Annotated in this window: 19 protein-coding genes; 16 read left to right on the top strand and 3 right to left on the bottom strand. The window is 66.0% G+C overall.

Features of this window, described 5'->3' with window-relative positions; all coding sequences use genetic code 11:
* Nucleotides 1–162: 162 nt before the first annotated feature.
* Nucleotides 163–2550, top strand: a complete 2388-nt coding sequence (locus ACFK0J_RS01310; RefSeq protein WP_378735753.1) for an N-acetylmuramoyl-L-alanine amidase — start codon at nt 163–165, stop codon at nt 2548–2550.
* A gap of 170 nt (nt 2551–2720) precedes the next feature.
* Here the strand turns inward: ACFK0J_RS01310 and ACFK0J_RS01305 are convergent, their stop codons facing one another.
* Entirely contained in the window at nt 2721–3560 is an 840-nt protein-coding gene (locus ACFK0J_RS01305; protein WP_378735750.1) for an HAD family hydrolase, read from the bottom strand.
* 377 nt (nt 3561–3937) lie between these two features.
* Between ACFK0J_RS01305 and ACFK0J_RS01300 the strand changes: the two genes are divergently transcribed.
* The 9 genes from ACFK0J_RS01300 (at nt 3938) to ACFK0J_RS01260 (ending at nt 14999) form a co-directional block, all read left to right on the top strand.
* Nucleotides 3938–4915: an ABC transporter permease gene (locus ACFK0J_RS01300; RefSeq protein ID WP_378735748.1), complete on the top strand. Its 978-nt coding sequence runs from the start codon at nt 3938–3940 to the stop codon at nt 4913–4915.
* Nucleotides 4912–5832 carry an ABC transporter permease gene (locus ACFK0J_RS01295; RefSeq protein ID WP_378735746.1) on the top strand — a complete coding sequence of 307 codons (921 nt, stop codon included), beginning with the start codon at nt 4912–4914 and terminating at the stop codon, nt 5830–5832. Before ACFK0J_RS01300 ends, ACFK0J_RS01295 begins: the two co-directional genes overlap by 4 nt.
* Complete coding sequence (locus ACFK0J_RS01290; protein ID WP_378735744.1) at nt 5829–7679, top strand: ABC transporter ATP-binding protein; 1851 nt, start codon at nt 5829–5831, stop codon at nt 7677–7679. Before ACFK0J_RS01295 ends, ACFK0J_RS01290 begins: the two co-directional genes overlap by 4 nt.
* Nucleotides 7680–7691: 12 nt before the next feature.
* A complete protein-coding gene (locus ACFK0J_RS01285; RefSeq protein ID WP_378735742.1) occupies nt 7692–9380 on the top strand; it encodes an ABC transporter family substrate-binding protein in 1689 nt (562 codons plus the stop codon).
* Nucleotides 9377–11068, top strand: a complete 1692-nt coding sequence (locus ACFK0J_RS01280; RefSeq protein ID WP_378735740.1) for an ABC transporter family substrate-binding protein — start codon at nt 9377–9379, stop codon at nt 11066–11068. Before ACFK0J_RS01285 ends, ACFK0J_RS01280 begins: the two co-directional genes overlap by 4 nt.
* A gap of 37 nt (nt 11069–11105) precedes the next feature.
* Complete coding sequence (locus tag ACFK0J_RS01275) at nt 11106–12776, top strand: ABC transporter family substrate-binding protein (RefSeq protein WP_378735738.1); 1671 nt, start codon at nt 11106–11108, stop codon at nt 12774–12776.
* Nucleotides 12773–13435, top strand: coding sequence for a hypothetical protein (locus ACFK0J_RS01270; RefSeq protein WP_378735736.1), 663 nt, complete (start codon nt 12773–12775; stop codon nt 13433–13435). Before ACFK0J_RS01275 ends, ACFK0J_RS01270 begins: the two co-directional genes overlap by 4 nt.
* Nucleotides 13436–13551: 116 nt before the next feature.
* Nucleotides 13552–14274, top strand: a complete 723-nt coding sequence (locus tag ACFK0J_RS01265; protein WP_378735734.1) for a FadR/GntR family transcriptional regulator — start codon at nt 13552–13554, stop codon at nt 14272–14274.
* 86 nt (nt 14275–14360) lie between these two features.
* The gene (locus tag ACFK0J_RS01260) at nt 14361–14999 is read left to right on the top strand and encodes a sterol desaturase family protein (protein WP_378743372.1); all 639 of its coding nucleotides are present in this window, start codon (nt 14361–14363) and stop codon (nt 14997–14999) included.
* A gap of 93 nt (nt 15000–15092) precedes the next feature.
* Here ACFK0J_RS01260 and ACFK0J_RS01255 read toward each other — a convergent pair whose 3' ends face one another.
* Complete coding sequence (locus ACFK0J_RS01255; protein ID WP_378735732.1) at nt 15093–15545, bottom strand: MarR family winged helix-turn-helix transcriptional regulator; 453 nt, start codon at nt 15543–15545, stop codon at nt 15093–15095.
* A 100-nt stretch (nt 15546–15645) separates the two neighbouring features.
* Between ACFK0J_RS01255 and wrbA the strand changes: the two genes are divergently transcribed.
* The 5 genes from wrbA (at nt 15646) to ACFK0J_RS01230 (ending at nt 21408) form a co-directional block, all read left to right on the top strand.
* Complete coding sequence (gene wrbA / locus ACFK0J_RS01250) at nt 15646–16260, top strand: NAD(P)H:quinone oxidoreductase (RefSeq protein ID WP_378735730.1); 615 nt, start codon at nt 15646–15648, stop codon at nt 16258–16260.
* Nucleotides 16261–16372: 112 nt separating this feature from the next.
* Nucleotides 16373–17791 carry an MFS transporter gene (locus tag ACFK0J_RS01245; protein WP_378735728.1) on the top strand — a complete coding sequence of 473 codons (1419 nt, stop codon included), beginning with the start codon at nt 16373–16375 and terminating at the stop codon, nt 17789–17791.
* 54 nt (nt 17792–17845) lie between these two features.
* Nucleotides 17846–18067 (top strand): heavy-metal-associated domain-containing protein, encoded by a 222-nt coding sequence (locus tag ACFK0J_RS01240; protein ID WP_378735727.1) that lies wholly within the window; start codon nt 17846–17848, stop codon nt 18065–18067.
* A gap of 29 nt (nt 18068–18096) precedes the next feature.
* Nucleotides 18097–19086: a hypothetical protein gene (locus ACFK0J_RS01235; protein ID WP_378735725.1), complete on the top strand. Its 990-nt coding sequence runs from the start codon at nt 18097–18099 to the stop codon at nt 19084–19086.
* 72 nt (nt 19087–19158) lie between these two features.
* Complete coding sequence (locus tag ACFK0J_RS01230; protein ID WP_378735723.1) at nt 19159–21408, top strand: heavy metal translocating P-type ATPase; 2250 nt, start codon at nt 19159–19161, stop codon at nt 21406–21408.
* 107 nt (nt 21409–21515) lie between these two features.
* Here the strand turns inward: ACFK0J_RS01230 and ACFK0J_RS01225 are convergent, their stop codons facing one another.
* On the bottom strand, nt 21516–22406 hold the full coding sequence (locus tag ACFK0J_RS01225) for an NAD(P)H-binding protein (protein ID WP_378735721.1): 891 nt from the start codon (nt 22404–22406) through the stop codon (nt 21516–21518).
* Between the two features lie 86 nt (nt 22407–22492).
* Between ACFK0J_RS01225 and ACFK0J_RS01220 the strand changes: the two genes are divergently transcribed.
* Nucleotides 22493–23371 carry a hypothetical protein gene (locus tag ACFK0J_RS01220; RefSeq protein WP_378735719.1) on the top strand — a complete coding sequence of 293 codons (879 nt, stop codon included), beginning with the start codon at nt 22493–22495 and terminating at the stop codon, nt 23369–23371.
* Nucleotides 23372–23376 lie beyond the last annotated feature (5 nt).

Here is a 23376-nt window from a genome sequence, read left to right as displayed (position 1 = left end):
CGTTCCATCCGGCCGCACTACGAGAGCTACATTCGAGCAATCACATAATCCTCAACAACAGGTTTAGATATGTGACAGTTGTGACTATTGTGATCGTTGATACATCAGGAAGCAACCCTGGTTTTGCACACGATCACTGGTTCGACCTGAATGGAGACGCTCGTGCCCTACCGCAAACCGAAACGTTCCTACGTCCTCCCGGTTGTCACCACGCTTGCGGTAGCGGCCCCGCTCGCGACGCTCACGATGAGCGACTCGCCCGACTATCGGGCGACCACCGGCACCGAGCTAGCCGCCGTACCGGCGCAACTCGCCGAGGTCGTCTTGAATTCGGCCCCCGACATCGTGCTTCCGCTACGCGAACTAACCGGATTGGATCTACCGGATCTACGTCTGTCGGATCTACGAATGCTGCCGCTACCAGCGTCCATTCCGATTCCCGAAGGCCTACCATTGCCGCCGGGAGTGCAACTACCCAGAGAAATTCCGCTCCCCAAGCTAAACGGTCCCCACCCCGCCGCCCCCGGCCAGCAGAGCGCGCCAGGTCAGAGCATTACACCTGGACAGAACGCCACTCCCGGACAGAGCCGCACACCGGGGCAAGTTCCATTACCTGGACAAGCCGCCGCGCCGAGCCAGCACCCGAATCCTGGACAAATCCCCAACCCCGGGCAAACCGCACAGGCGCCCACCCCGTCGATTCCCGGCGGCACCCGATTCATCGCGGACCCTGCTCGACTCGAACCGGGCACCACGCCCGACACGCCCGCGCTGGCTCCCGGCGCGGTCCCGCCCGACCTGGCCGAACAGGTCGGAGCGCAGGTCAAAGAACTTTCCCGGGAAACCCCGTTCAGCGTGGTCGCACTCACCGCCGCCGATCTGACCAACACGAAGGCATTGGTCCGCGCCCGCCGATCCGATGGCAGCTGGGGTCCATGGTTCGACACCGAACCCGTCGACACCCGCCGCACCGATCGCACCACGCCAGGCGGCAAGACCGGTACCGAACCGCTCTACGTCGGCAATACCAACGCCGTGCAGATGCTGGTGACCCGCAAGCCCGCCGCGGCGACCACCCCGGACGGCACCGTCGCGCCGGACGCCGCCACACCACGTTCGGACGACCCCGCCCAGATGTCGGGCGTCGACCTGACCGCCGTGCTCATCGACCCGGGCCGCGGAGCCATCGACGGTGCGCTGCACAAGGTCGCCGCACCGGTGGCCGCGGGCGGACCGGCCGTGATCACCCGCGCGCAGTGGGGCGCCGATCCGGACATCCTCTGCCAAGAGCCCGAGTACGACGACGAACCCGGTGAGGACGGCCTCGGCGGCATCACCGTGCACCACACCGCGGGACGCAACGACTACAGCAAGGAAGAGTCCGCGGGCATCGTCCGCGCGATCTACGCCTACCACGCAAAGACGTTGGGCTGGTGCGACATCGGCTACAACGCGCTGGTCGACAAGTACGGCCAGATCTTCGAGGGCCGCGCGGGCGGACTCGACCGCGCCGTGCAAGGCGCGCACGCGGGGGGCTTCAACGAAAACACCGCGGGCGTCGCGTTGATGGGCAACTACGAATCCGAGGAGCCGAGCGAGGAGTCGATCGACGCCATCGGCAACTTCATCGGCTGGCGCGCCCAGGTCGCGCACCTCGATCCGAAGGGCAAGACGGTCATGTACTCCGAGGGCACGGAGTTCACCTCCTATGCCCTCGGCCAGGCGGTGAATCTGCCGATCGTGTTCGCCCACCGCGATGTCGGCAACACCAGCTGCCCCGGCGACGCCGCCTACGACCTGATGGATCGAATCCGCGATATCGCCGCGAGTGTCGCGGGCGGCGGCGGCCTCGCGACCAACGGAAACAGCAGCGACGCTTACGCGAGCAACAGCACCGGGAACGCCGGCACCGGGACCAGTCCTGCCCCGCAGGCCACCCCGCGCGCCAAACCGGACCTCGCCGCGCTCGCCGCATTGACCGAGAAGCTGCTCGGCATGGTGGACGAAAACCCCATCGCCAAGCACTGGGCCAACAAGGGTGGTCCCCGCGGACCGCTCGGGCCCGCGCAGACCGAACCGCTGCCCGCCGCGCAGGGCCAGCAGTACGCGAAATTCGCCAACGGCTACGTCTACACCGCGCCGGACGGCAAGGTCATCGAGGTGATCGGGGCGATCCTCGATCGGTTCCTGCAGCTCGGCGGCGACGCCGGCGTGCTCGGCCTTCCGCTGAGCGACTCCTATGTCGTACCGAATGGGCTGCGCTCGGACTTCCAAAAGGGCTCGCTGATCCTCAATCAGGTGACCGGGATCGTCACCACGATCTGGAAGACCTACAACGACACTTACCAGCAGGAAGCGAGTCGTCCGGTGCCCGGCCAGGCGGCTCCGGCTGCGGTCCCGGCTCCGGCGCCTGCTCAGGCTCCTGCACCTGCTCCGGCTCCGGCCGAGGTCCCGGCCCCGGCTGAGGTCACGGAACCGGAACCCGGAGTCCTCCAGTTCCCCGCCCCCGAAGACTTCCTCCCCACGCCTGCCCCTGAACCAGCAGGCTGACCCCGGATCACGCACAGCCTCGGAGCTCGCCGCCGCAACCTCGTCACCGGCCGCGAGCTCCGAGCACGTTCACGGCACTAGGCCGCACACCTTCTGGCATACGGCACACGAATCGGAAACCCACCGGACATCGACTTCCGATGCGTATGAGCCGGATTCGGGCGAACCGCTCAGATCCACCAGCGTTCGAGTACGCGGGCGACGCCGTCGTCGGCGTTGGATTCGGCAACCTCGTCAGCAGCCTCGATGGCTTCTGGATGGGCATTGGCCATGGCGACGCCGTGCCCGGCCATGGTGAGCATCGGGACGTCATTGGGCATGTCGCCGAAGGCGATGATGTTCGCGGACTCGACGCCGAGCCGCTGGGCGACGATCGACAGACCCGACGCCTTGGTGACGCCCGGCGCGGACAGTTCGATCAGTCCGTGTTCGGTGGAGTAGGTGATATCGGCGCGCTCGCCGATCAGCGGGGCGAGCACCGTGCGCATGTCGGTACTGCGAGCGCCGGGTAGGCGGACCAGCATCTTGATCGCCGGCGCGTCGATGACCTCGTGGCGGGCGACCGACGTGTCGTCCGGGTTCAGCCAGGCGTGCTCGTACAGCGGGGAGCTGACGAACTGCGGCGTGACCGCGTCGTGCGCGCTTTCGCCGACCCGTTCGGCGGCGAGCCCGCACCCGGGCAGGGCCTCCTCGGCCAGGTCCGCGATCCAGGACAGGGTTTCCACGTCCAACGTCCTGCTGGCGAGCACCCGATCGGTGGCGCTGTCGTAGATGACGGCCCCGTTCCCGCACACACACAGCGGCGCGTACCCGAGTCCGTCGACCACCGGATCGATCCAGCGCGGCGGGCGACCGGTGGCGAGCACGAACGGCACACCGTCGCCGATCAGCGCGTCGACCGCGGCCTTGGTGCGCGCGGTGACCCGCTCGTCGTGATCGATGAGGGTGCCGTCGACATCGGTGGCCACCATCTTCGGCTTGGGCAGGTGCAGGAGGGTCACCCATTCCATCCTGCCGGACAACCGTCTCGAAGTGGCGGGCGTATCACCAGCAGGCCGCCCGACACCCCCGCGTCTGCCGTCCGACACCGCCACGGTCCATGAACCGATACCACCACCAGCAATTGCCCGGCACTGCCGACACATGCCAGCACTCGCGGTAATGGCCGTGGCCCCGATCGGGCCGACACTCCGGATACTGGTTTACCACCTGGGAATTGCAGATATCCCATGATCCCTCCATTGCGGCGTCGAACGACTATCAACGCGGGTGTCGCAATAAAGGACATGCCCGAGTCCCGCGTGCCGCACACGGCGGGGTCTTCGTCCTTATGATCAGGGGCTAATACTCGACGCTGGTCCAGCCAGCCGAAAGACCACGAGGACTGATGACCGGCTTCCTGCTACGACGCGCGCTTCACTATGTCGTGCTGTTGCTGCTGGCGTCGTTCCTGACCTTCAGCTTGGCGTCGTTGACGTTTCGTCCGCTGGACAGTCTGGAACAACGCAACCCGCGCCCACCCCAGGCGGTGATCGATGCCAAGGCCGAGGAGCTGCACCTCAACGACCCGATCCCGCAGCGCTACCTCACCTGGCTCGAGGGCATACCGGAAGGGGATTTCGGCAAGACCCTGGCCGGTCAGCCGGTGAGCGAGGAGCTGCCGCGCCGGGTCGCGGTGAGTTTGCGGCTGCTGATCATCGGTTCGCTGGTCGGCACCGTGCTGGGCGTCCTGATCGGTGCGGCGGGCGCGATCCGACAATACAAATTCAGTGACTACTTCACCACGGTCATCTCGCTACTCGTGCTCAGCACCCCGGTGTTCCTACTCGCGACATTGTTGAAATACGGTGCACTGGAAATCAATTCGCTCACCGGAGCGCAGATATTCCTCTACACCGGGGAGACCTCGGCGAACCGGATCGACGGATTCTGGCCACAACTGCTCGACCGCCTCCAGCATCTGGTGCTGCCGACGGCCGGTCTCGCGCTCGGCGGCATGGCGGGCTATAGCCGCTACCAACGCAACGCCATGCTCGACGTGCTGCAAAGCGATTTCATCCGCACCGCCCGCGCCAAGGGACTGACCCGTAGCAAGGCGTTGTACAAGCACGGCCTGCGCACCGCGCTGATCCCGATGGCGACGTTGTTCGCCTACAGCCTGCTCGGCTTGATCACCGGCGCGACGTTCACCGAGAAGATCTTCGGCTGGCACGGCGTCGGCGAGTGGCTGGTCGATTCGATCAATGCCCAGGACCTGTACGTGGTGGTCACGGTGACCGCGTTCGCCGGATTGGTGGTGCTGGTGTCCGGCCTGCTCTCCGACATCGTGTTGGCGATTCTCGATCCCCGGGTGCGTGTGCGATGACCGAAGCCGAAATCATCGTCCAAGGCGCTCCCGAGCCCGCCGCGGCCGGGCGGAGCAAGCTGGTCCTGCGCCGCTTCCTGCGCAACAAGCCCGCGGTGATCGGCGGCGTGATCCTGATCCTGCTCTTCATCGCCAGCTTCGCACTACCGCCACTACTGCAGTATGACTACCAGCAGCTCGACTACACCGCGCTGTTGAAGCCGCCCAGCGCCGAGCACCCCTTCGGCACCACGCAGATCGGCCAGGATGTGCTCGCCCAGACCCTGCGCGGCATGCAGAAGTCGCTGCTGATCGGCCTGTGCGTGGCCATCATCTCCACCACCATCGCCGCCACCGCGGGCGCGACCGCCGGACTGCTCGGCGGCTGGACCGACCGCGCGATCATGTGGCTGGTCGACCTGCTGCTCGTGGTGCCCAGCTTCATCATCGTCGCGCTGTTCGCGCCGCGGACCAAGGGCAGCGGCTCGATTCTGCTGCTGATCCTGCTGCTCAGCGTGTTCGGCTGGATGATCAGCGCCCGCATCGTGCGCGGCCTGACGCTCAGCCTTCGCGATCGCGAATTCGTCAGGGCCGCACGGTATATGGGCGCGCCGACGCGCACCGTCATCGTCAGCCACATCCTGCCGAACATCGCCTCGATCCTGATCATCGACACCACGCTCGCGGTCGGCGCGGCCATCATGGCCGAAACCGGGCTCAGCTTCCTCGGTTTCGGTGTCCAGCCCCCGGACGTCTCGCTCGGTTCACTGATCGCGTCCGGCACCAAGTCGGCGCTGACCTATCCGTGGCTGTTCCTGTTCGCCGGTGGCCTGCTGATCACCATCGTGTTGTGCGCCAACCTGGTCGGTGACGGACTGCGCGACGCATTCGATCCCGGTGCCAAGCGGGCGCGCTCGAAGAAGAAGGCGAAAGTATGACCGGGACTGACCTCACCGCACCGCTACTGGAGGTCACCGACCTGCGCGTCTCCTTCCCCAGCGAAGAGGGCCGCATCGAGGCGGTGCGCGGAGTCGACTACACCGTCTCCGACGGCGAAGTGCTCGCCATCGTCGGCGAATCCGGTTCCGGCAAGTCGGTGTCGTCGCTGGCGGTGATCGGCCTGCTGCCGGAGCAGGCGCGGATCAACGGCTCGATCCGATTGCGCGGCCGCGAGCTGCTCGGCCTCGGCGACCGCGAATTGTCCAGGCTGCGTGGCAGTTCCATCAGCATGGTGTTCCAGGACCCGCTCTCGGCGCTGACTCCGGTGTACCGGGTCGGTGAGCAGATCGCCGAAGCCCTGCTGGCGCACGGCAAGATGACCAAGAACGAAGCGGCGGCCAAGGCGATCGAACTGCTCGGACTGGTCGGCATCGACGAACCCGAGCTGCGCGCCAAGGCGTTTCCGCACGAGTTCTCCGGCGGCATGCGCCAGCGTGTGGTCATCGCCATGGCGATCGCCAACGATCCCGCGCTGATCATCTGCGACGAGCCGACCACCGCGCTCGACGTCACCGTGCAGAAGCAGATCCTGAACCTGCTGCGCAAGGCGCGCGACATCACCGGCGCCGGCGTCATCATGATCACCCATGACATGGGCATCGCCGCGACGCTGGCCGACCGGGTCGCGGTGATGTACGCCGGGAAGATCGTCGAAACCGCCACCACCACGGAGCTTTTCAATGCACCGCGGATGCCGTACACGGTGGGCCTGCTCGGCTCCATCCCGCGGCTGGACCGCCCGGCCCGGCAGCCGCTCATCCCGATCGTCGGCGCACCACCGGCCATGCACGCGCTACCGCCCGGCTGCTCGTTCGCGCCGCGCTGCCCGATCTCGATCGATGAATGCCGGGTCGCCGAACCGCCGTTGGAGAAGACCAATCCCGGGCATTCCGCCGCCTGCATCCGCACCGCGGAGGTCGGCACCGACGACCTGTTCGAGGCCTACCGCCAGGAAGTGACCGAGCCGCGGGTCGAGGCCGAGATCAGCGACCAAGTGGTGCTGCGCGTTTCGGAGCTGGTGAAAACCTTCCCGATCACCTCCGGCATCCTGTTCAAGCGCCGCAAGGGTGAGATCCGCGCGGTCGACGGCATCAGCTTCGAGGTGCGGGCGGGCCGCACGCTGGCCTTGGTCGGCGAGTCCGGTTCCGGCAAATCGACAACGCTCAGCCAGATTCTCGACCTGGTCGAGCCGGAATCGGGCACCATCGAAATCATGGGCAGCGATGTCGCGACCCTGACCAAGGCGCGGAAGCGGGAGATCCGCCGGAAGATGCAGATCGTCTTCCAGGACCCCACCGCGTCCCTCGATCCGCGACTGCCGATCTTCGACGCGCTGGCCGAGCCGATGCGCATCGACGGACGCTCACGCGACGAGATCGGCCGCCGGGTGCCGGAACTGCTCGAACAGGTCGGCATGCGCCGCGATCACGCCGAACGCTATCCCGCCGACTTCTCCGGCGGCCAGAAACAGCGGATCAGCATCGCCCGCGCGCTCGCGCTGGACCCGGAGATCCTGGTGCTGGACGAGCCCGTGTCCTCGCTGGACGTGTCCATCCAGGCCGGTGTGCTGAACCTGTTGCGCGACCTGCAGGTCGAGCGCGGACTGTCCTATCTGTTCGTCTCGCATGACCTGTCGGTGGTCCGCAACTTGGCCCACGATATCGCCGTGATGTACCGCGGCAAAATCGTCGAATCCGGTCCGGCGGAACAGATTTTCGCCGACCCGCGGCACGAGTACACGCGTGAGCTGATCGAAGCGGTGCCCGTCCCCGCCGTCAGTCGATAGAAGGAGAGCGCGATGCCGATCCGAGCGAGCCGAATACCGGCACTGCGATGGGCGATACCGGTGATCGCGCTAGGCCTGGTCGCGGCAGGCTGCGGCTCGGGTGACAACGAGTCGGCCAGTGGTGTGTCCGGCGCGATCGGCAGCACCAGCGATATCAACCCGAAAAGCGTGGATGAACTGCGCGACGGGGGCAACTTGCGGCTGGCCACCACCGCTTACCCGGCGAACTGGAACACCCTGTCCGTCGACGGCAACGATGCCGAGATCGCCGAGATCGAGCGGCCGTTGATGCCGCGTGCGTTCGATACCAACGCGGCGGGCGAGCTCAGCGTCAACAAGGACTACTTCACCGATGTCGCGCTGACCAACACCAACCCACAGCAGGTCACCTACACGATCAATCCGAAAGCCGTATGGTCCGACGGCAATCCGATCACCTGGGAAGATATTCGGTCGCAAGCCAAGGCACTCGACGGCACCGACAAGCGTTTCCTGATCGCCATCACCGTCGGCTTCGACCGGGTGGAGAAGGTGGAGCGCGGTGTCGACGACCGGCAGGCCGTCATCACGTTCAAACAGCCCTTCACCGAATGGCGCGGACAGTTCGCGGGCAACATGGCGCTGTTTCCCAAATCGGTGACCGCCGACCCGGAAACGTTCAACAAGGGCCTTGTCGACAACATGGGACCGACCGCGGGCCCGTTCCTGGTGCAGTCCACCGATCGCGGACAGGGCCGAATCGTGCTGGGCCGCAATCCGAATTGGTGGGGCGACAAACCGAAGCTCGACACCATCACCTACAGCGTGCTCGACCGCAACGCCTGGGTGGGCGGCCTGCAGAACAACGAACTCGACGCCGTGCTGCTGAACAACCTCGACGACGTGACGACCGTCCGGAATTCCTCGGGCGTCGTCATCCGCCGCGCACCCGGTAATCGCTGGCGGCACCTCACCTTCAACGGCGCACCGGGCTCCATTCTCGCCGATCCCGCACTGCGCGTGGCGATCTCGAAGGCGATCGATCGGCAGGGCATCGCTACCGCGGTGCAGAACGGTCTCGTCGAGCAGCCGAAGCCGCTGAACAACCACGTCTTCCTGGCGGGACAGGCGGGCTACCGGGACAACAGCTTGCCGTTCGATCCGGCCGCCGCCGCAAAGGAACTCGACGCGCTCGGCTGGCGACTCAACGGCGATACCCGCGAGAAGGACGGCCGCAAGCTGGTCATCCGCGACGTGATGTACAAGGACGACACCTGGGTGCAGATCGCCCAGATCATCCAGCAGAACCTCGCGCAACTCGGCGTCAAACTGGTCATCGATACCAAGCCGGGCGCAGGCTACTTCACCGATGTCATCATCCCCGGCGATTTCGACGTCGCCCAATTCGTCTACGTCGGCGATGCGTTCCCCCTGAGCAGCATTCCGCAGACCTACGGCTACTACCCCGGCAACTGGCAGAACAACTTCGGCCAGATCGGCTCCCCGGAACTCAACGCCCTCATCGATCGCACCCTCTCCGAACTGGACCCGAAAAAGGCGATCGAACTGGCCAACGAGGTCGACCGAAAGGTCTTCGAAATCGGCCATTCCCTACCGCTGACGCAATCGGAGGGTAACTGGGGCGTACGCGCCGACATCGCCAACTTCGGGTCCCCCGGACTCGCTTCTTACGACTACACCAAGATCGGATTTGTGAAATGAAATCATCCGCTGGCAAAGCCCGCACCGTTCGATCCATCGGAATTAGATGCGCCGCACCAGCCGTCGCTCTGGCGCTGATCGTGGCGGGGTGCGGCTCGGAGGGTGATCCGCAGACGAGTTCGAGCACCATCGGCGCGGTGAATGACATCAATCCGAAGGATGTGAGCGAGCTCCGGGATGGTGGCAACCTGCGGCTCACCCTGACCAACTTCCCGCCGACCTTCAATCCACACCACGTCGACGCGGATGGCGAGGTATCGGACCTGGTTGCCTGGGCTGTGCCGAGCACGTTCACCTCGAACGCGGCGGGTGAGTTGTCCGTCAATCACAATTATTTCACCGATGTGCAGCTCACCAGCACCAACCCGCAGCAGATCACCTACACCATCAATCCCGAGGCCGTCTGGTCCGATGGCACCCCGATCACCTGGGAAGACCTTCGAGCGCAGGCGAATGCGCTGAGCGGCCGTAACACCGAATTCCAGGTGGCCGCAACCCAGGGCTACAGCCGAGTAGACAAGGTCGAACGCGGCGCCGACGATCGGCAGGCGATCGTCACCTTCGGTAAGCATTACGCAGAGTGGCAGGGTCTGTTCTCCGAGTTGTACCCGAAGGCGTCGATGGAGTCGCCGCAGGCGTTCAACGACGTCAATCGTAATAGCCTGCCGGTGTCGGCCGGACCGTTCATGGTCACCTCGATCGATAAGGCGCAGCAGCGAATCGTCCTCAGCCGCAACCCGAAGTGGTGGGGCGACACACCGAAGTTGGACACCGTCACCTATAGCGTCCTCGACTATTCGGCCCGCATCAATGCGTTGCAGAACAACGAGCTCGACTATGCGACCGTGTCCGGCATCGATGAGGTGAAGACCGCGACCAACACGGCAGGCATCAAGGTGCGTCGTGCTCCCGGCGTCCGTTTCTCGCACTTCACTTTCAATGGCGCACCCGGCTCGATTCTCGAGGATCCGAAACTGCGGGTGGCGATCTCGAAGGCGATCGACCGGCAGGGTATTGCCACCGCGACCCAGAACGGGGTGGTCGAGAATCCGAAGCCGCTGAACAACCATATTTTCATGGAGGGCCAGAAGGGCTATCAGGACAACTCCGCCCCGGTCGCCTACGACCCCGATGCGGCCGCGCGCATGCTGGACGAACTGGGCTGGAAACTCAACGGCGACGTCCGTGAGAAGGACGGCAGGAAGCTCGAGCTTCGCGACGTGATGTACCAGCAGGACTCCTGGGTGCAGATCGCGCAGATCGCCCAACAGAACCTGGCGAAGGTGGGCGTCAAACTCAACATCCAGACCGTTCCGGGCAATGGGCTCTTCACCAATGTCGTCGATCCGGGCAACTTCGACATCGTCCAGTTCACCTGGTCCGGCGGCGTACTTCCACTGGGCGCGCTGCCCCAGATCTACGCCTACGACCCCGCGCTCCCGCAGAGCAACAAAGGCAAAATCGGCACCCCGGAGCTCAACGCTCTGATCGAGGAAGTCATCTCCGAACTCGACCCGCAGAAGGCGATCGAGCTGGCTAACAAGGCCGATCGAATGATTTTCGAGATCGGTTTCTCGCTGCCCATCGTGCAGTCTGCCGGGGCCGTCGCGGTGCGCGACGGCCTCGCTAACTTCGGCGCCGCCGGTCTCGCCTCCTACGACTACACGAAGATCGGTTTCGTGAAGTAGGCGTTCCCGGTTGTCTATCGAATAGGAAGGTCCCCGTATGAGGATTCGCTCGCTAGGCGCGCGATTCGCTATCCCGTGCGTCGCCGTCGGGCTGATCGTGGCTGGTTGCTCCGACAACGGCAGCGTCACGCCGGGCACGAGTGACATCGGCAGCACGAATGACATCAACCCGAAGGATCCGAGCGAACTGCGCGATGGCGGCAATTTACGGCTGTCGCTGACCGCATTGCCGGAAACGTTCAACTATCTGCACGTCGACGGGGGCACCGAGAACACCTCGGCCATTGCCGCGCCGACCATGCCCTCGCCGTTCACCAGTAACGCCGCGGGCGAGCTCTCCGTGGATCACAACTTCTTCACCGATGTGAAGCTGACAAGTACCAGCCCGCAGCAGGTCACCTACACGATCAATCCGAGGGCCGTGTGGTCCGACGGTTCACCGATCACTTGGGAGGATCTGCGCTCGCAGGCCGCTGCGCAGAGTGGCCGGGACAACCGGTTCCTCGTGTCTTCCACCAGCGGTTTCGAACGTGTTGAGAAGGTTGAACGCGGGGTCGACGATCGGCAGGCGATCGTCACCTTCAACAAGCCCTATGCCGAATGGAAGGGCCAGTTCGGCTACCTGTACCCGAAGGAAACCACGGCGACCCCTGAAGCGTTCAACGACCGTGATCGGAACAGTCTGACGCTGAGCGCGGGCCCGTTCGTGGTCACCGAGATAGACCGTAGCCAGAACCGAATCATCCTGGGACGCAATCCGAAGTGGTGGGGTCCCACACCGAAGCTGGACTCGATCACCTTCAGCGTGCTGGACAGCACGGCATGGCTGCCCGCGATTCAGAACAACGAGCTCGACTACGCCTACATGTCCGGCATCGAGAACGTTACCGGCGCACGCAATTCCAAGAATATTGTCATCCGACGTACCCCAGAGCCGAGCTGGTCACACCTGACCTTCAACGGCGCACCTGGTGCGCTGCTCGAGGACCCCAAGCTGCGCATCGCGATCTCGAAGGCGATCGACCGGCAGGGCATCGTCACCGCGTCTCAGAACGGTGTGGTCGACAATCCGAAGCCGCTCAACAATCACATCTTCATGGCGGGCCAGAAGGGCTACCAAGATAATTCGGCACCCATCGCCTACGACCCTGACGCGGCCGCGCGGATGCTGGATGAGCTGGGCTGGAAGCTCAACGGCGACGTGCGCGAGAAGGACGGGCGCAAGCTCGAGCTCCGGGATGTCATGTACCAGCAGGACGGGTGGGTGCAGACTGCCCAGATCGTGCAGCAAAACCTGGCGAGGGTCGGGGTGAAGGTGAATATTCAAACCGTGCCCGGTGCCGGGTTGTTCAAGAATGTCATCGACCCGGGCAATTTCGATATCGCCCAGTTCAGTTGGAGCGGCAGTGTTCTCCCGCTCAGTGCACTCCCACAGATATACGCCTATGACCCCAACAATCTGATGGGCAATAAGGCACGCATCGGTTCGCCGGAGCTGAACGCGCTGATCGAACGCACCATCTCGGAACTCGATCCGGACAAGGCCATCGAGCTGGCCAACCAGTGCGATCAAATGATCTGGGCCGAGGGCTATTCCGTTCCGCTGCAGCAGGCGTCGGGAACGTACGCCGTCCGCGACAACCTCGCCAACTACGGCGCGTTCGGCCTCGCCTCCCCCGACTACACCAAAGTGGGCTTCCTGAAGTGAGTTTCGGATCAGGCCATCCCCTGGCCTATCCGATCAGCGTGACGATCGGCGCCCTGGCGGTATGCCTCGCCTGGGCGCCGTTCGGCGATCTGGACCAGGTGGCGGGGCTGGCTACGGTGGGGTTGGGGATTGTCGGGTACTCGGGGTATCGGATGGCTGTTGCGGTGGGGGTGCTCGCGTTCTGGCCTTCGGGTAGTGCACGTAGCGTGGGTGTTTCCCGAATTCGGCAACAGCATCGGCTGCTCAGCCGGTCCTGGCTGGAGATCAGGGGAACCGGTCGGCCGCGGTGGCTGCCGGTCTATTTCGATTCGGCTTTGATGACGCTCACCGAGACCCGGGGGGAGGTCACCGACCGAACCGTCCACGTCGCGGGGCACCGTCTCTATCCGGCCGGTCGCATCCGGACCACGGAACCGCCGGGGCGGCTCATCGATAATCCGTCCCGTCCCGATCCGGAAGCCCCTGCGCTCACCACGGCCGCGACCCGCCTGCGCCGACGCCTGCTGCTCGACGCCCAGTCCACCGTTGCCGCGCCCTTCGCTGCCCTCATGTGGGTTTATGTCGATGGCGGCGACTTCACCACCTTCCTCGCCGCCACGTCGGTCGCCGCCGCCACCGCACTGTGGCTTTCGGCGATTCGCGGTTCCGACCCCAGCTGACCTCGCATGTAGCGAGCCCGCTGGTGGCTTCGCGAGCTGCCTCACATCGGCGGGTCCGTCGTCCAAATTGGTCTGACCACTTGACCTCCTTACCTATTCTGGCGCAGAGTGGGAGCATGGCGTTGCAACCTGTGGTCAAGCGGTCGGTGTCTGGCGATGTTTTCGAGCAGATCGCGGCGGATGTACTGAGTGGGGAACTGGCGCCGGGGGTGGCGTTGCCGAGTGAGCGGCAGTTGGCGGAGGCGCTGGGGGTGTCGCGGCCCGCGGTGCGGGAGGCGTTGCAGCGGCTGGCGGCGGCTGGGCTGGTCGCGGTGCGGCAGGGGGACGCGACGACCGTGCTGGATTACCGACGCGGGGCGGGGCTAGAGGTTTTGCCGCGATTGCTGGTGCAGGCCGGAGAGTTGGATCCGGGTGTGGCGCGCAGCATTTTGGAGGCGCGGCTGCACAACGGCCCGAAGGTGGCCGAACTGGCTGCCGTCCGGCTGGGTGCGACGGATTCGGCTGCGGTCGGCGCGACATTGGCGGCGAGTGTCGAAGCGCTTGCCGCAGAACAGGATCCGGTGGCGCAACAGCGGCATGCGATGGAGTTCTGGGATCACGTCGTCGACGCGGCCGACTCGATCGTCTTCCGGCTGATGTTCAACATGCTGCGCGCCGCATATGAGCCCGCACTCACGGCGCTGGCCCCGATCATGTCCGCCGAGGTGGGCAATGTCGATGCCTACCGGGAACTGGCCGCCGCCATTGTGGCGGGCCGGCCGCAAGAGGCCGCCGATACCGCTCGGGCCTTGCTCGAGCCGGCGACCACCGCTCTGATCGACGTCCTCGACGGACACTGATCACGCTTCATCTAGGAACCACCATGACGAAACCCGAGTCCCCCCAGCATGATTCAGCGAAAACCCGAGCGCGCAGGGACGAGCCGATGCGCCGTGGGCTCACCCTCGACGCGGCCTTCCGCGAGTTCCTCCGCCATCCCTCGCCCTGGCTCATCGGCGTCACCTTGGTCGCGGCCCTGATCGGCCGAATCCTGGTCGGCGACTGGCAATCCACCGACGCGCTGGTGCCCGCGGTGATGCTCGCGGCGTTCCCGGTCTTCGAGTGGATCGTGCATGTGACCGTATTGCATTGGCGGCCACGCCGACTCGGCCCGATTCCGATCGACAGCGAACTGGCCCGCAAACACCGGGAACACCACGTGGACCCACGCAACATCCCGCTGATCTTCATCCCGACCAAGACCTTGTCGGTACTCGTGGTCCTCCTGATCGCTCTGGCCGCCTTCGCTTTCCCACGCCCCGGCCTAGGCCTCACCTTCCTCCTCACCATCACCGTCCTCGGCCTCACCTACGAGTGGACCCACTACCTGATCCACACCGACTACAAGCCGAAGCACTCGCTCTACCGCGCGATCTGGCGCAACCACCGCCACCACCACTACAAGAACGAACACTACTGGTTCACCGTCACCACCGCAGGCACCGCCGACCGCCTCTTCGGCACCCACCCCGACCCCACAACAACGGACACCTCCCCCACCGCCCGCAACCTCCACCCCGCCTGACCGCCCGGCAGACCCAGGACGCCGTTCGAACGGGACCTGACTGTGCGGCCACTCGGACTTCGGCGCACTCAGGTCCCGCTCGACGGAATAGGGTCAGTCGGCCTCGCGGCGGAGGGCGACGATTCGACGGAACGTGCTCTTGAAGTCCGCGTAAACCCGGGCACCGAGTGCGTCGGACAGGCGGCGTTCCATGTCCACGAAGAGGGCGTCCGAGCGCTTCATCTGGTCCAAGCCGAGTTCGGTCGGGACGATGAGCTTTGCGCGGCGGTCGTCCGGGTCGGGTTCGCGGCGGACGTAACCGAGTTCGATGAGCTCGTCCACCAGTGTGCTGATGACCTGTTTGTGCTGGCCGGAACGCTTGGCGAGATCGGCCGCCCGGCTGCCCTCCTCGTCGAGGTAGGCCAGCACCGCGCCATGCTTGGGTCGGAACCGCTGGTGGCCCTGGCTCGCCAGCGTGTCGTACACCTCCTGCTGCAACGACACCAGCAGTCTCCCCGAGAGAATCCCCAGGTCCGGGTCACTTTCCTTGCGCTCATGTCGTCTCACCCAGGCACACCTCATTTAGTCACTAATCTTGACGGTCACTAATATTGACTATATGTTCACGCCTTGTCCGAGCCAACACCCTTGCCAAGCGGGAGCGAACATGTCTGTGAACCTCACCATCGTCTACTACTCCGCGACCGGAACGATCGCCGAACTCGCCGACCTCATGGCCGACATCGCCGAGCAGGCGGGCAATCAGGTGCGCGTGCGCCGGGTCGCCGAGCTGGCACCACAATCGGCGATCGATGCCAACCCGGCGTGGGCAGCCAATATCGCGGCGACCGCACATCTACCCCTGGCCACCCACGACGATCTCATCTGGGCCGATGCGGTGATCATGGGATCGCCGACCCGATTCGGCAATATCGCCGCCCAGCTCAAGCAGTTCCTCGACACCCTGAGCGGGCCATGGAGTCAGGGCCTGCTCGCGGACAAGGTCTACAGCGGATTCACCTCGGCTGGCACCGCACACGGTGGACATGAGTCGACCCTGCTCGCGCTGACCAACACCTTCATCCACCTCGGCGGCGTCATCGTCCCACCCGGCTACACCCATCCCGACAAGTTCACGGACGGAAACCCTTACGGCACTTCGCATTGCACGCGAAACGGGACCTACCCCGTCGACGAGGTCGCACGCGCCGCGGCCAAGGTGCAGGTCGAGCGGGTGCTGCGGTTCGCGCACGCCGTTCAGAACGCGCCCGCGCCCGCCTGACCCGTCGGCCCTAGCGGTGAATGTGCTCGGTGCCAACCCTTGACATCCAGATACCCTAGGGGGGTACGGTACCGAGCACTGTTACACCGGTCTGGAAAGGACGGAAAATGTCATGACTACGCAAACGCGGTCAGCCACCCGAAAGTGGTTGGCACTGGGGGTGATTGCCGCAGCCCAGTTCATGGTCATCATGGACACCTCGATCATCGGGGTCGCGCTGCCGAAGATGCAGGCCGAACTCGGCTTCTCCCAAGAGAATCTGACCTGGGTGTTCAACGCCTATGTGGTGGCATTCGGCGGGTTGCTGCTGCTCGGCGGGCGACTGTCCGACCTATTGGGCGCCCGCCGGGTATTCGCGGCAGGCTGGGCGGTGCTGCTGGCCGGGTCGGTCATCGCGGGCGCCGCAGGCAATGTCGGCATCGAGCTCGCGGGCCGGGCGATTCAAGGTGGCGGTGCGGCGCTGATCGCTCCCTCGGCCCTCACCCTGCTCATGCTGCTGTTCGGCTCCTCGCCACAGGAATTGACGAAGGCGCTGGCGGTATACGGAGCCGCGGCACCCGCCGGCGGCACCGCGGGCGTCTTCCTCGGCGGCGTCATCACCGAGTACCTCAGCTGGCCGTGGGTCTTCTATATCAATGTGCCGATCGCGGTACTGGCTTTGATCGCCGTGCCCGCGCTGATGCCTAAATCCCCGGTCCGTGCCGGATCGGTCGACTGGCTCGGTGCGGTCACCGTCACCGCCGGGCTCGCCGCGGCCGTGTACGGCATCGTCCGGGCACCCGAGGTCGGCTGGACCTCGGGGCAGACCCTGACGGTCCTGGCGACCGCGGCAGCACTGCTCATCGGGTTCGTATTCACCCAGTCACGACGGAGCGATCCGCTGATGCGGTTGGGCATCTTCCGGGCGCCGAACCTGGCCGCCGCCAACGCGGCACAGCTGCTGCTCGGCGCGGCCTGGGTCCCGATGTGGTTCTTCTTGAACCTCTACCTGCAGCAGGTGCTCGGCTACAGCGCGTTCCCATCGGGTGCGGCGCTGCTGCCGATGACCATCCTGATCATGCTCGGCATGGTGGTGTTCGCCCCACGGGCGATGCAGCGCTTCGGCGCCAAGCCGATGATCGTGACCGGACTGGTAGTGCTTGCCCTCGGGCTGGCAATGATGTCGCTGGTACGGCCGACCGGCAACTTCTGGGTCGACGTACTGCCTGCTTCGCTCGTTGCGGCGGGCGGCATGGCACTGGCTTTCATACCCTCACTGGGTACCGCTATCTCGGCGGCGCGGCCGGAAGAGGGCGGGCTCGCCGCAGGCATCGTCAATGTCGGATATCAGGTCGGTTCGGCCATCGGTCTGGCCGCGATGACCGCCGTCGCTGCCGCGTTCGGTGGCGATCGGGTAGGCGATGCATCAGAGCTGACCAGCGGTTTCTCCGCAGCCTTCCTTGGTGCGTCGGTCATCGCCCTCGTCGGTGCCGGGTTCACGGCGGTCATTATGCGGGTCCCGGCAAAAGATTCCGCGGCCGGTACGGATTGACAAAGTACCCTAGGGGGGTATGGTAAGAACAAGTTCAGCAGAAGGAGAGACCAGATGAGTACCGCAGCCACCACCACCGCCACTGTCACCGTCACCGGAATGACCTGCGGATGCTGCGCCAACTCGGTCCGCGACGAGATCGGCCGGGTACCCGGCGTCACGGCCGTCGCCGTCGATCTCGCCGACGGCACGGTCACCGTCGACAGTGCGACCCGACTCCAGCCCGACGCGATCGCCACCGCGATCGTCCGAGCCGGTTACTCGGTCGCCGACTGACGCACAGCAACTCGGAAACGGAGCATCCGATGAACGCATCCACGAAATTCGCCGGGTTCGCCCTCGGTCTGGCCGCCGTCTTCGGGATCGCTCTCGCGACCGGAGCGGTGCTCGGTCCGGCACCCGCCGCGCCCACCGCACACGATTCGAACGCACACGAGGACGGATTCGCCGCACCGGGCGGGCCCCGTCCCGAAGAGGTACTTGGAGGAACAATGGCCACCGACGGCGGCTACACCCTGCGGCTCGATACCGCACTCACCACCGCGGCACCGAACGTCCCGCTGCGCTTCCGCATCCTGGATGCCGAGGGCGCGCCGCTCACCCGCTACCAGCGCAACCACGACAAAGACCTGCACCTGATCGTGGTCCGGCGCGACATGGTCGCCTTCCAGCACGTGCACCCCACCCTCGACGCAAACGGAACCTGGAGCGTCCCACTGGATCTCACCCGGGCGGGTGACTACCGGGTGTTCGCGGACTTCAGTCCGGCGGGTGGCGACAACCTGACGCTCGGCGCCGATCTGCGGGTCGCGGGCAACTACGACCCACAGCCACTGCCGGTCGCGGCGACCACCAGCACGGTCGGCGGGTACACCGTCACCCTCGACGGCACCGTCACCCCTGGTCAAGCCTCGAAGGTCATCCTGTCGGTGAGCCGGGACGGCAAGCCGGTCACCGACCTCCAGCCGTATCTCGCGGCCTACGGTCACCTCGTCGCGCTCCGCACCGCCGACCTCGCTTACCTGCACGTCCACCCGGACGGCCACCCCGGCGACGGCAGCACCCCGGCAGGACCGGGCATCACCTTCTATGTGACCGCGCCGAGCGCGGGCGACTACCGGCTGTTCCTCGACTTCCAGCACGAAGGAGTGGTCCGCACAGCCGAATTCACGCTGACCGTCGGCCCGGGCACAGCGGCTGCCGAACCCGCGGCGACGCACGACGGGGCACCCACGCCCGAACCGGCACACAACGGACACGGCGGCGCCACACCCGCACCGGCACACGGCCACTGAGAGCCATAGCGGGCCACCGCCATCGCGCCCGCGGTTACCCGATCTACCGTGCCGCACAGAACGGAGCACACGATGACCACCAGGACACAATCACCTGGCACCGGGCAGGTCGAATTGGTGATCGGCGGCATGACCTGCGCGTCCTGCGCCAATCGCATCGAGAAGAAGCTGAACAAGCTCGACGGTGTCACCGCGACCGTGAACTACGCGACCGAGAAGGCACGCGTCGATATCACCGATGACGTCTCGCCGGAGGTTTTGATCGCCACGGTCGAACAGGCCGGGTACAGCGCGACACTGCCCGCACCGACAGCCGAGGCCACGGAAAGCACTGTCGCCGAAGCGGATCCGACGGCCGCACTGCGGACGCGGCTGCTGGTCTCGCTGGTGCTGACCGTGCCGGTGATCGCGATGGCGATGATCCCCGCGCTGCAGTTCATCAACTGGCAGTGGTTGTCGCTGACGCTGGCCGCGCCGGTCGTGGTGTGGGGCGCGCTGCCGTTCCACCGGGCGGCGTGGACCAACCTGCGCCACGGGACGGCGACCATGGACACGCTGGTGTCGATGGGAACCCTTGCGGCACTGGGCTGGTCGCTGTACGCGCTGTTCTGGGGCACCGCCGGGACACCTGGCATGACGCACCCGTTCGAGTTCACCATCTCCCGGATGGACGGCGCGGGCAGCATCTACCTGGAGGCCGCGGCGGGCGTCACCACATTCATCCTGGCCGGGCGCTTCTTCGAGGCGCGGTCCAAGCGGCGGGCCGGTGCGGCGCTGCGGGCGCTGCTCGAGCTCGGCGCCAAGGAGGTTTCGGTGCTGCGCGACGGCACCGAGCAGCGGATACCGGTGGAGCAGTTGGCCGTCGGCGATCGGTTCGTGGTTCGTCCCGGCGAGAAGATCGCCACCGACGGTGTCGTGGTGGAAGGGTCGTCGGCGGTCGATGCCTCGATGTTGACCGGCGAATCCGTGCCGGTCGAGGTCGGGCCGGACGACGCGGTGGTCGGCGCGACCGTGAACGTCGGCGGCCGGATAGTGGTGCGCGCCAACCGGATCGGCTCCGACACCCAGCTTGCGCAGATGGCGAAACTCGTCGAGGACGCGCAAACCGGTAAGGCGCGGGCGCAGCGGCTGGCCGATCAGATCTCCGGGTTCTTCGTGCCGATCGTGATCGCGCTGTCGGTCGCGACGCTCGGATTCTGGCTCGGCACCGGTGGTTCCGTCGCCGCTGCCTTCACCGCGGCGGTCGCGGTGCTGATCATCGCCTGCCCGTGCGCCCTCGGGCTGGCCACGCCGACCGCGTTGATGGTGGGCACCGGTCGCGGTGCGCAGCTCGGCATCCTGATCAAGGGGCCGGAAGTATTGGAATCGACCAGGCGGGTAGACACCGTGGTGCTCGACAAGACGGGCACCGTCACCACCGGTCGGATGACGTTGCTGGATGTCGTCGCGGCCGAGGGCGAAGACGCTGGCCAGGTGCTCGCTCTCGCTGGGGCGCTGGAGGATTCGTCCGAACACCCGATCGCGCAGGCGATCGCCAAGGGGGCCAGGGAGGTTAGTGCGCTGCGAACCGTGGAGGAGTTCGCGAATATCGAGGGCCTCGGTGTGCAGGGCGTGGTGGACGGGCACGCGGTGATCGTCGGACGGGCCAGTCTGCTCGCGGATTGGGCACAGCAGCTCGACGCCGATCTGGAGCGGGCCATGCAGGCCGCCGAGGCCGCGGGTAAGACCGCGGTGGCGGTGGGCTGGGACGGCAAGGCGCGCGGCGTGCTCGTCGTCGCGGATGCGGTGAAAACTACTTCCGCTGAGGCGATTTCGCAGTTGCGGGCGCTCGGCCTGACGCCGATCATGCTGACCGGTGACAATCGGGCCGCCGCCGAGGCCATCGCCGCGCAGGTCGGCATCGATGCGGTGATCGCGGAGGTGCTGCCGCAGGACAAGGTCGACACCGTCAAGCGGCTACAAGCCGAGGGCAAGGTCGTCGCGATGGTCGGCGACGGCGTCAACGACGCCGCCGCCCTGGCCCAGGCCGACCTGGGCTTGGCCATGGGCACCGGCACCGACGTCGCCATCGAGGCAAGCGACCTCACCCTCGTCCGCGGCGACCTCCGCGCCGCCGTCGACGCGATCCGTCTGTCCCGCAAGACCTCGAGCACCATCAAGGGCAACCTGTTCTGGGCCTTCGCCTACAACGTGGCCGCCATCCCCCTGGCCATGGCAGGCCTGCTGAACCCGATGCTCGCCGGCGCCGCCATGGCCTTCTCCTCGGTCTTCGTCGTCAGCAACAGCCTGCGCCTACGCACCTTCCGCTCCACCGCCCAGTAGTCACCGAAACATCCGACCGGGACGGCACCCCACGGTGCCGTCCCGTTCGCCATTCCGAGCCTGATCAGGTAGCCACTGGTGACGACCGCGCCGGTGGTAGTGAAGGACTAGGCCAGGGTTATCCGGCCGCGGGCGGCATGCGTCGGTGCTTCGAGAAAGGCGGAGGCGTGGTCGGTGGCCCATTCGGCGTAGGTGTGGGGTGGGCGGGCGAGGATTTCGGGGAGGTCGTCGGTGAGGATGGCGTTGCCGCCTGCTCGAACGTAGGCCTGACCGGCTAGGGCACCGTCGATGAAATCGGGGGACATGCCTGCGGCGCGCATGTGTTCTCGGGCGGCGTGGTCCGGCACGTCGATTACGTCCACCTTGCGGTCGAGCACGGTGGACAGGGTGGCGGCTTGGTCTGCGCTGGTGAGCAGTTCGGGGCCGGTGAGGGTGTAGATGTGGCCTGCGTGGGCGGGTGCGAGCAGCGACTCGACGGCGGCCGCGGCGACGTCGCGTGGGTCGACGACGCCCTGTTTGCCGGTGCCGGTCATGCTGGGCACGGGCTGACCGGTGCGGATCGCCTCGGCCCAGCTCAGCGTGTTGGAGGCGAAGGAGCTCGGGCGCAGGATGGTCCATTCGACGCCGCTCTCCCGGGCCGCTTGCTCGCCGGGCAGGTGCCAGGTCCCGACGCGGCCGAGGGCGGTGTCGCCGGTGCCGATGGCCGAGAGTTTCACGATGCGGCGGACTCCGGCGTCGCGGGCGGTGGTGATCAGTGCGCGGTCGGCGTCGATGTATTCCGGGCCGAGGACGCCGACGATGAACGCGGCTTCGGTACCGACCAGCGCGGCTGCCATCGATGCGGTGTCGAGGAAGTCGCCGCGGACCACCTCGACACCGGCGGGCAGCCGCGCCGTTGCCGGGTCTCGCGTGACGGCGTGGACCTGCTCGCCGCGCGCCGCCAACTGCCGGACGATTTCGCTGCCGATGGTGCCCGTGGCACCGGTGATCAGAATCATGAGCACCACGCTGCCGTCCGGACGACCGGGTTCTCTAGGAAATTCCGGCACACCTCTCGGCGCGCGACATGCTTACTGTGGATCCGGTGACCACCATGCTGCGTCCGGCGCCAGTAGTGACCGCCGATCTCGTCGAAGCGACGGTACCCGCGCCGGAATCATTGCGGCCCTGGCTCACCGAACTCGGATGGGTACCGACCGTGCGTGACCTGTCCGAATCATTCACCCACCTGCCACAGGCCGAAATCACGATCGTGCTGCGCGCCGAAGTACCGGGTGCACACGACGCACTCGTCATCGGCCCGCAGACCAAGGCGTTCTACGCTCATCCGAGCAAACCCGCGGGATGCACCCGGCTGCGTCTGGCCCCCGGCTCCGCCCGGCCATTGCTCGGCGTTCCCGCGTCCGTGCTCACCGATCGCGTGGTCCGCCTCGCCGAACTACCCGGTGCGGTGGCCGATCTCGCCGATGAGCTAGCGGACCTCGAGCCCGACGAGGTCTTCCCCTTCCTGGAAAACGTGCTGCCACACCGTATTTCCGAGGACGCGACGCAACGTGCCCAGCGCGACCTGCTCCGCTCGGCAGTGGTCGCGATTTCGTCGGACGCCGCTGACCGCTCCATCCACAGCCTGGCCGCCGACCTCGCCGTCAGCGAACGCCAACTCCGTAACCTGTTCACGGCGGGAGTCGGCGTCTCTCCCAAGCACTTCGCGCGGATAGATCGGGTGCGGCGAGTCCTGTCCCAAGCCGAAACCACCGCATCGGGCCAACGCGACAGCACAAGGCAGCACGCCCGAACAGCGACTCCCCCACTTTCACTCGCCCAACTCGCCGCCGACAACGGCTATTTCGATCAATCCCACATGACCGCCGACTTCCGCACCCTCATGGGCGTCCCGCCGACTTCCTTCCTGCGCGGCAACCTCCCCACCCCAACTCCCTGCCGCCCACTGGACCGCCTCTAGCTCCG

It is taken from the genome of Nocardia brasiliensis, from assembly GCF_042691675.1.
Lineage (GTDB): Bacteria > Actinomycetota > Actinomycetes > Mycobacteriales > Mycobacteriaceae > Nocardia > Nocardia brasiliensis_D.
The sequence above is the reverse complement of the archived record's forward strand: the minus strand, read 5'-3'. Positions and strand labels throughout refer to the sequence as shown.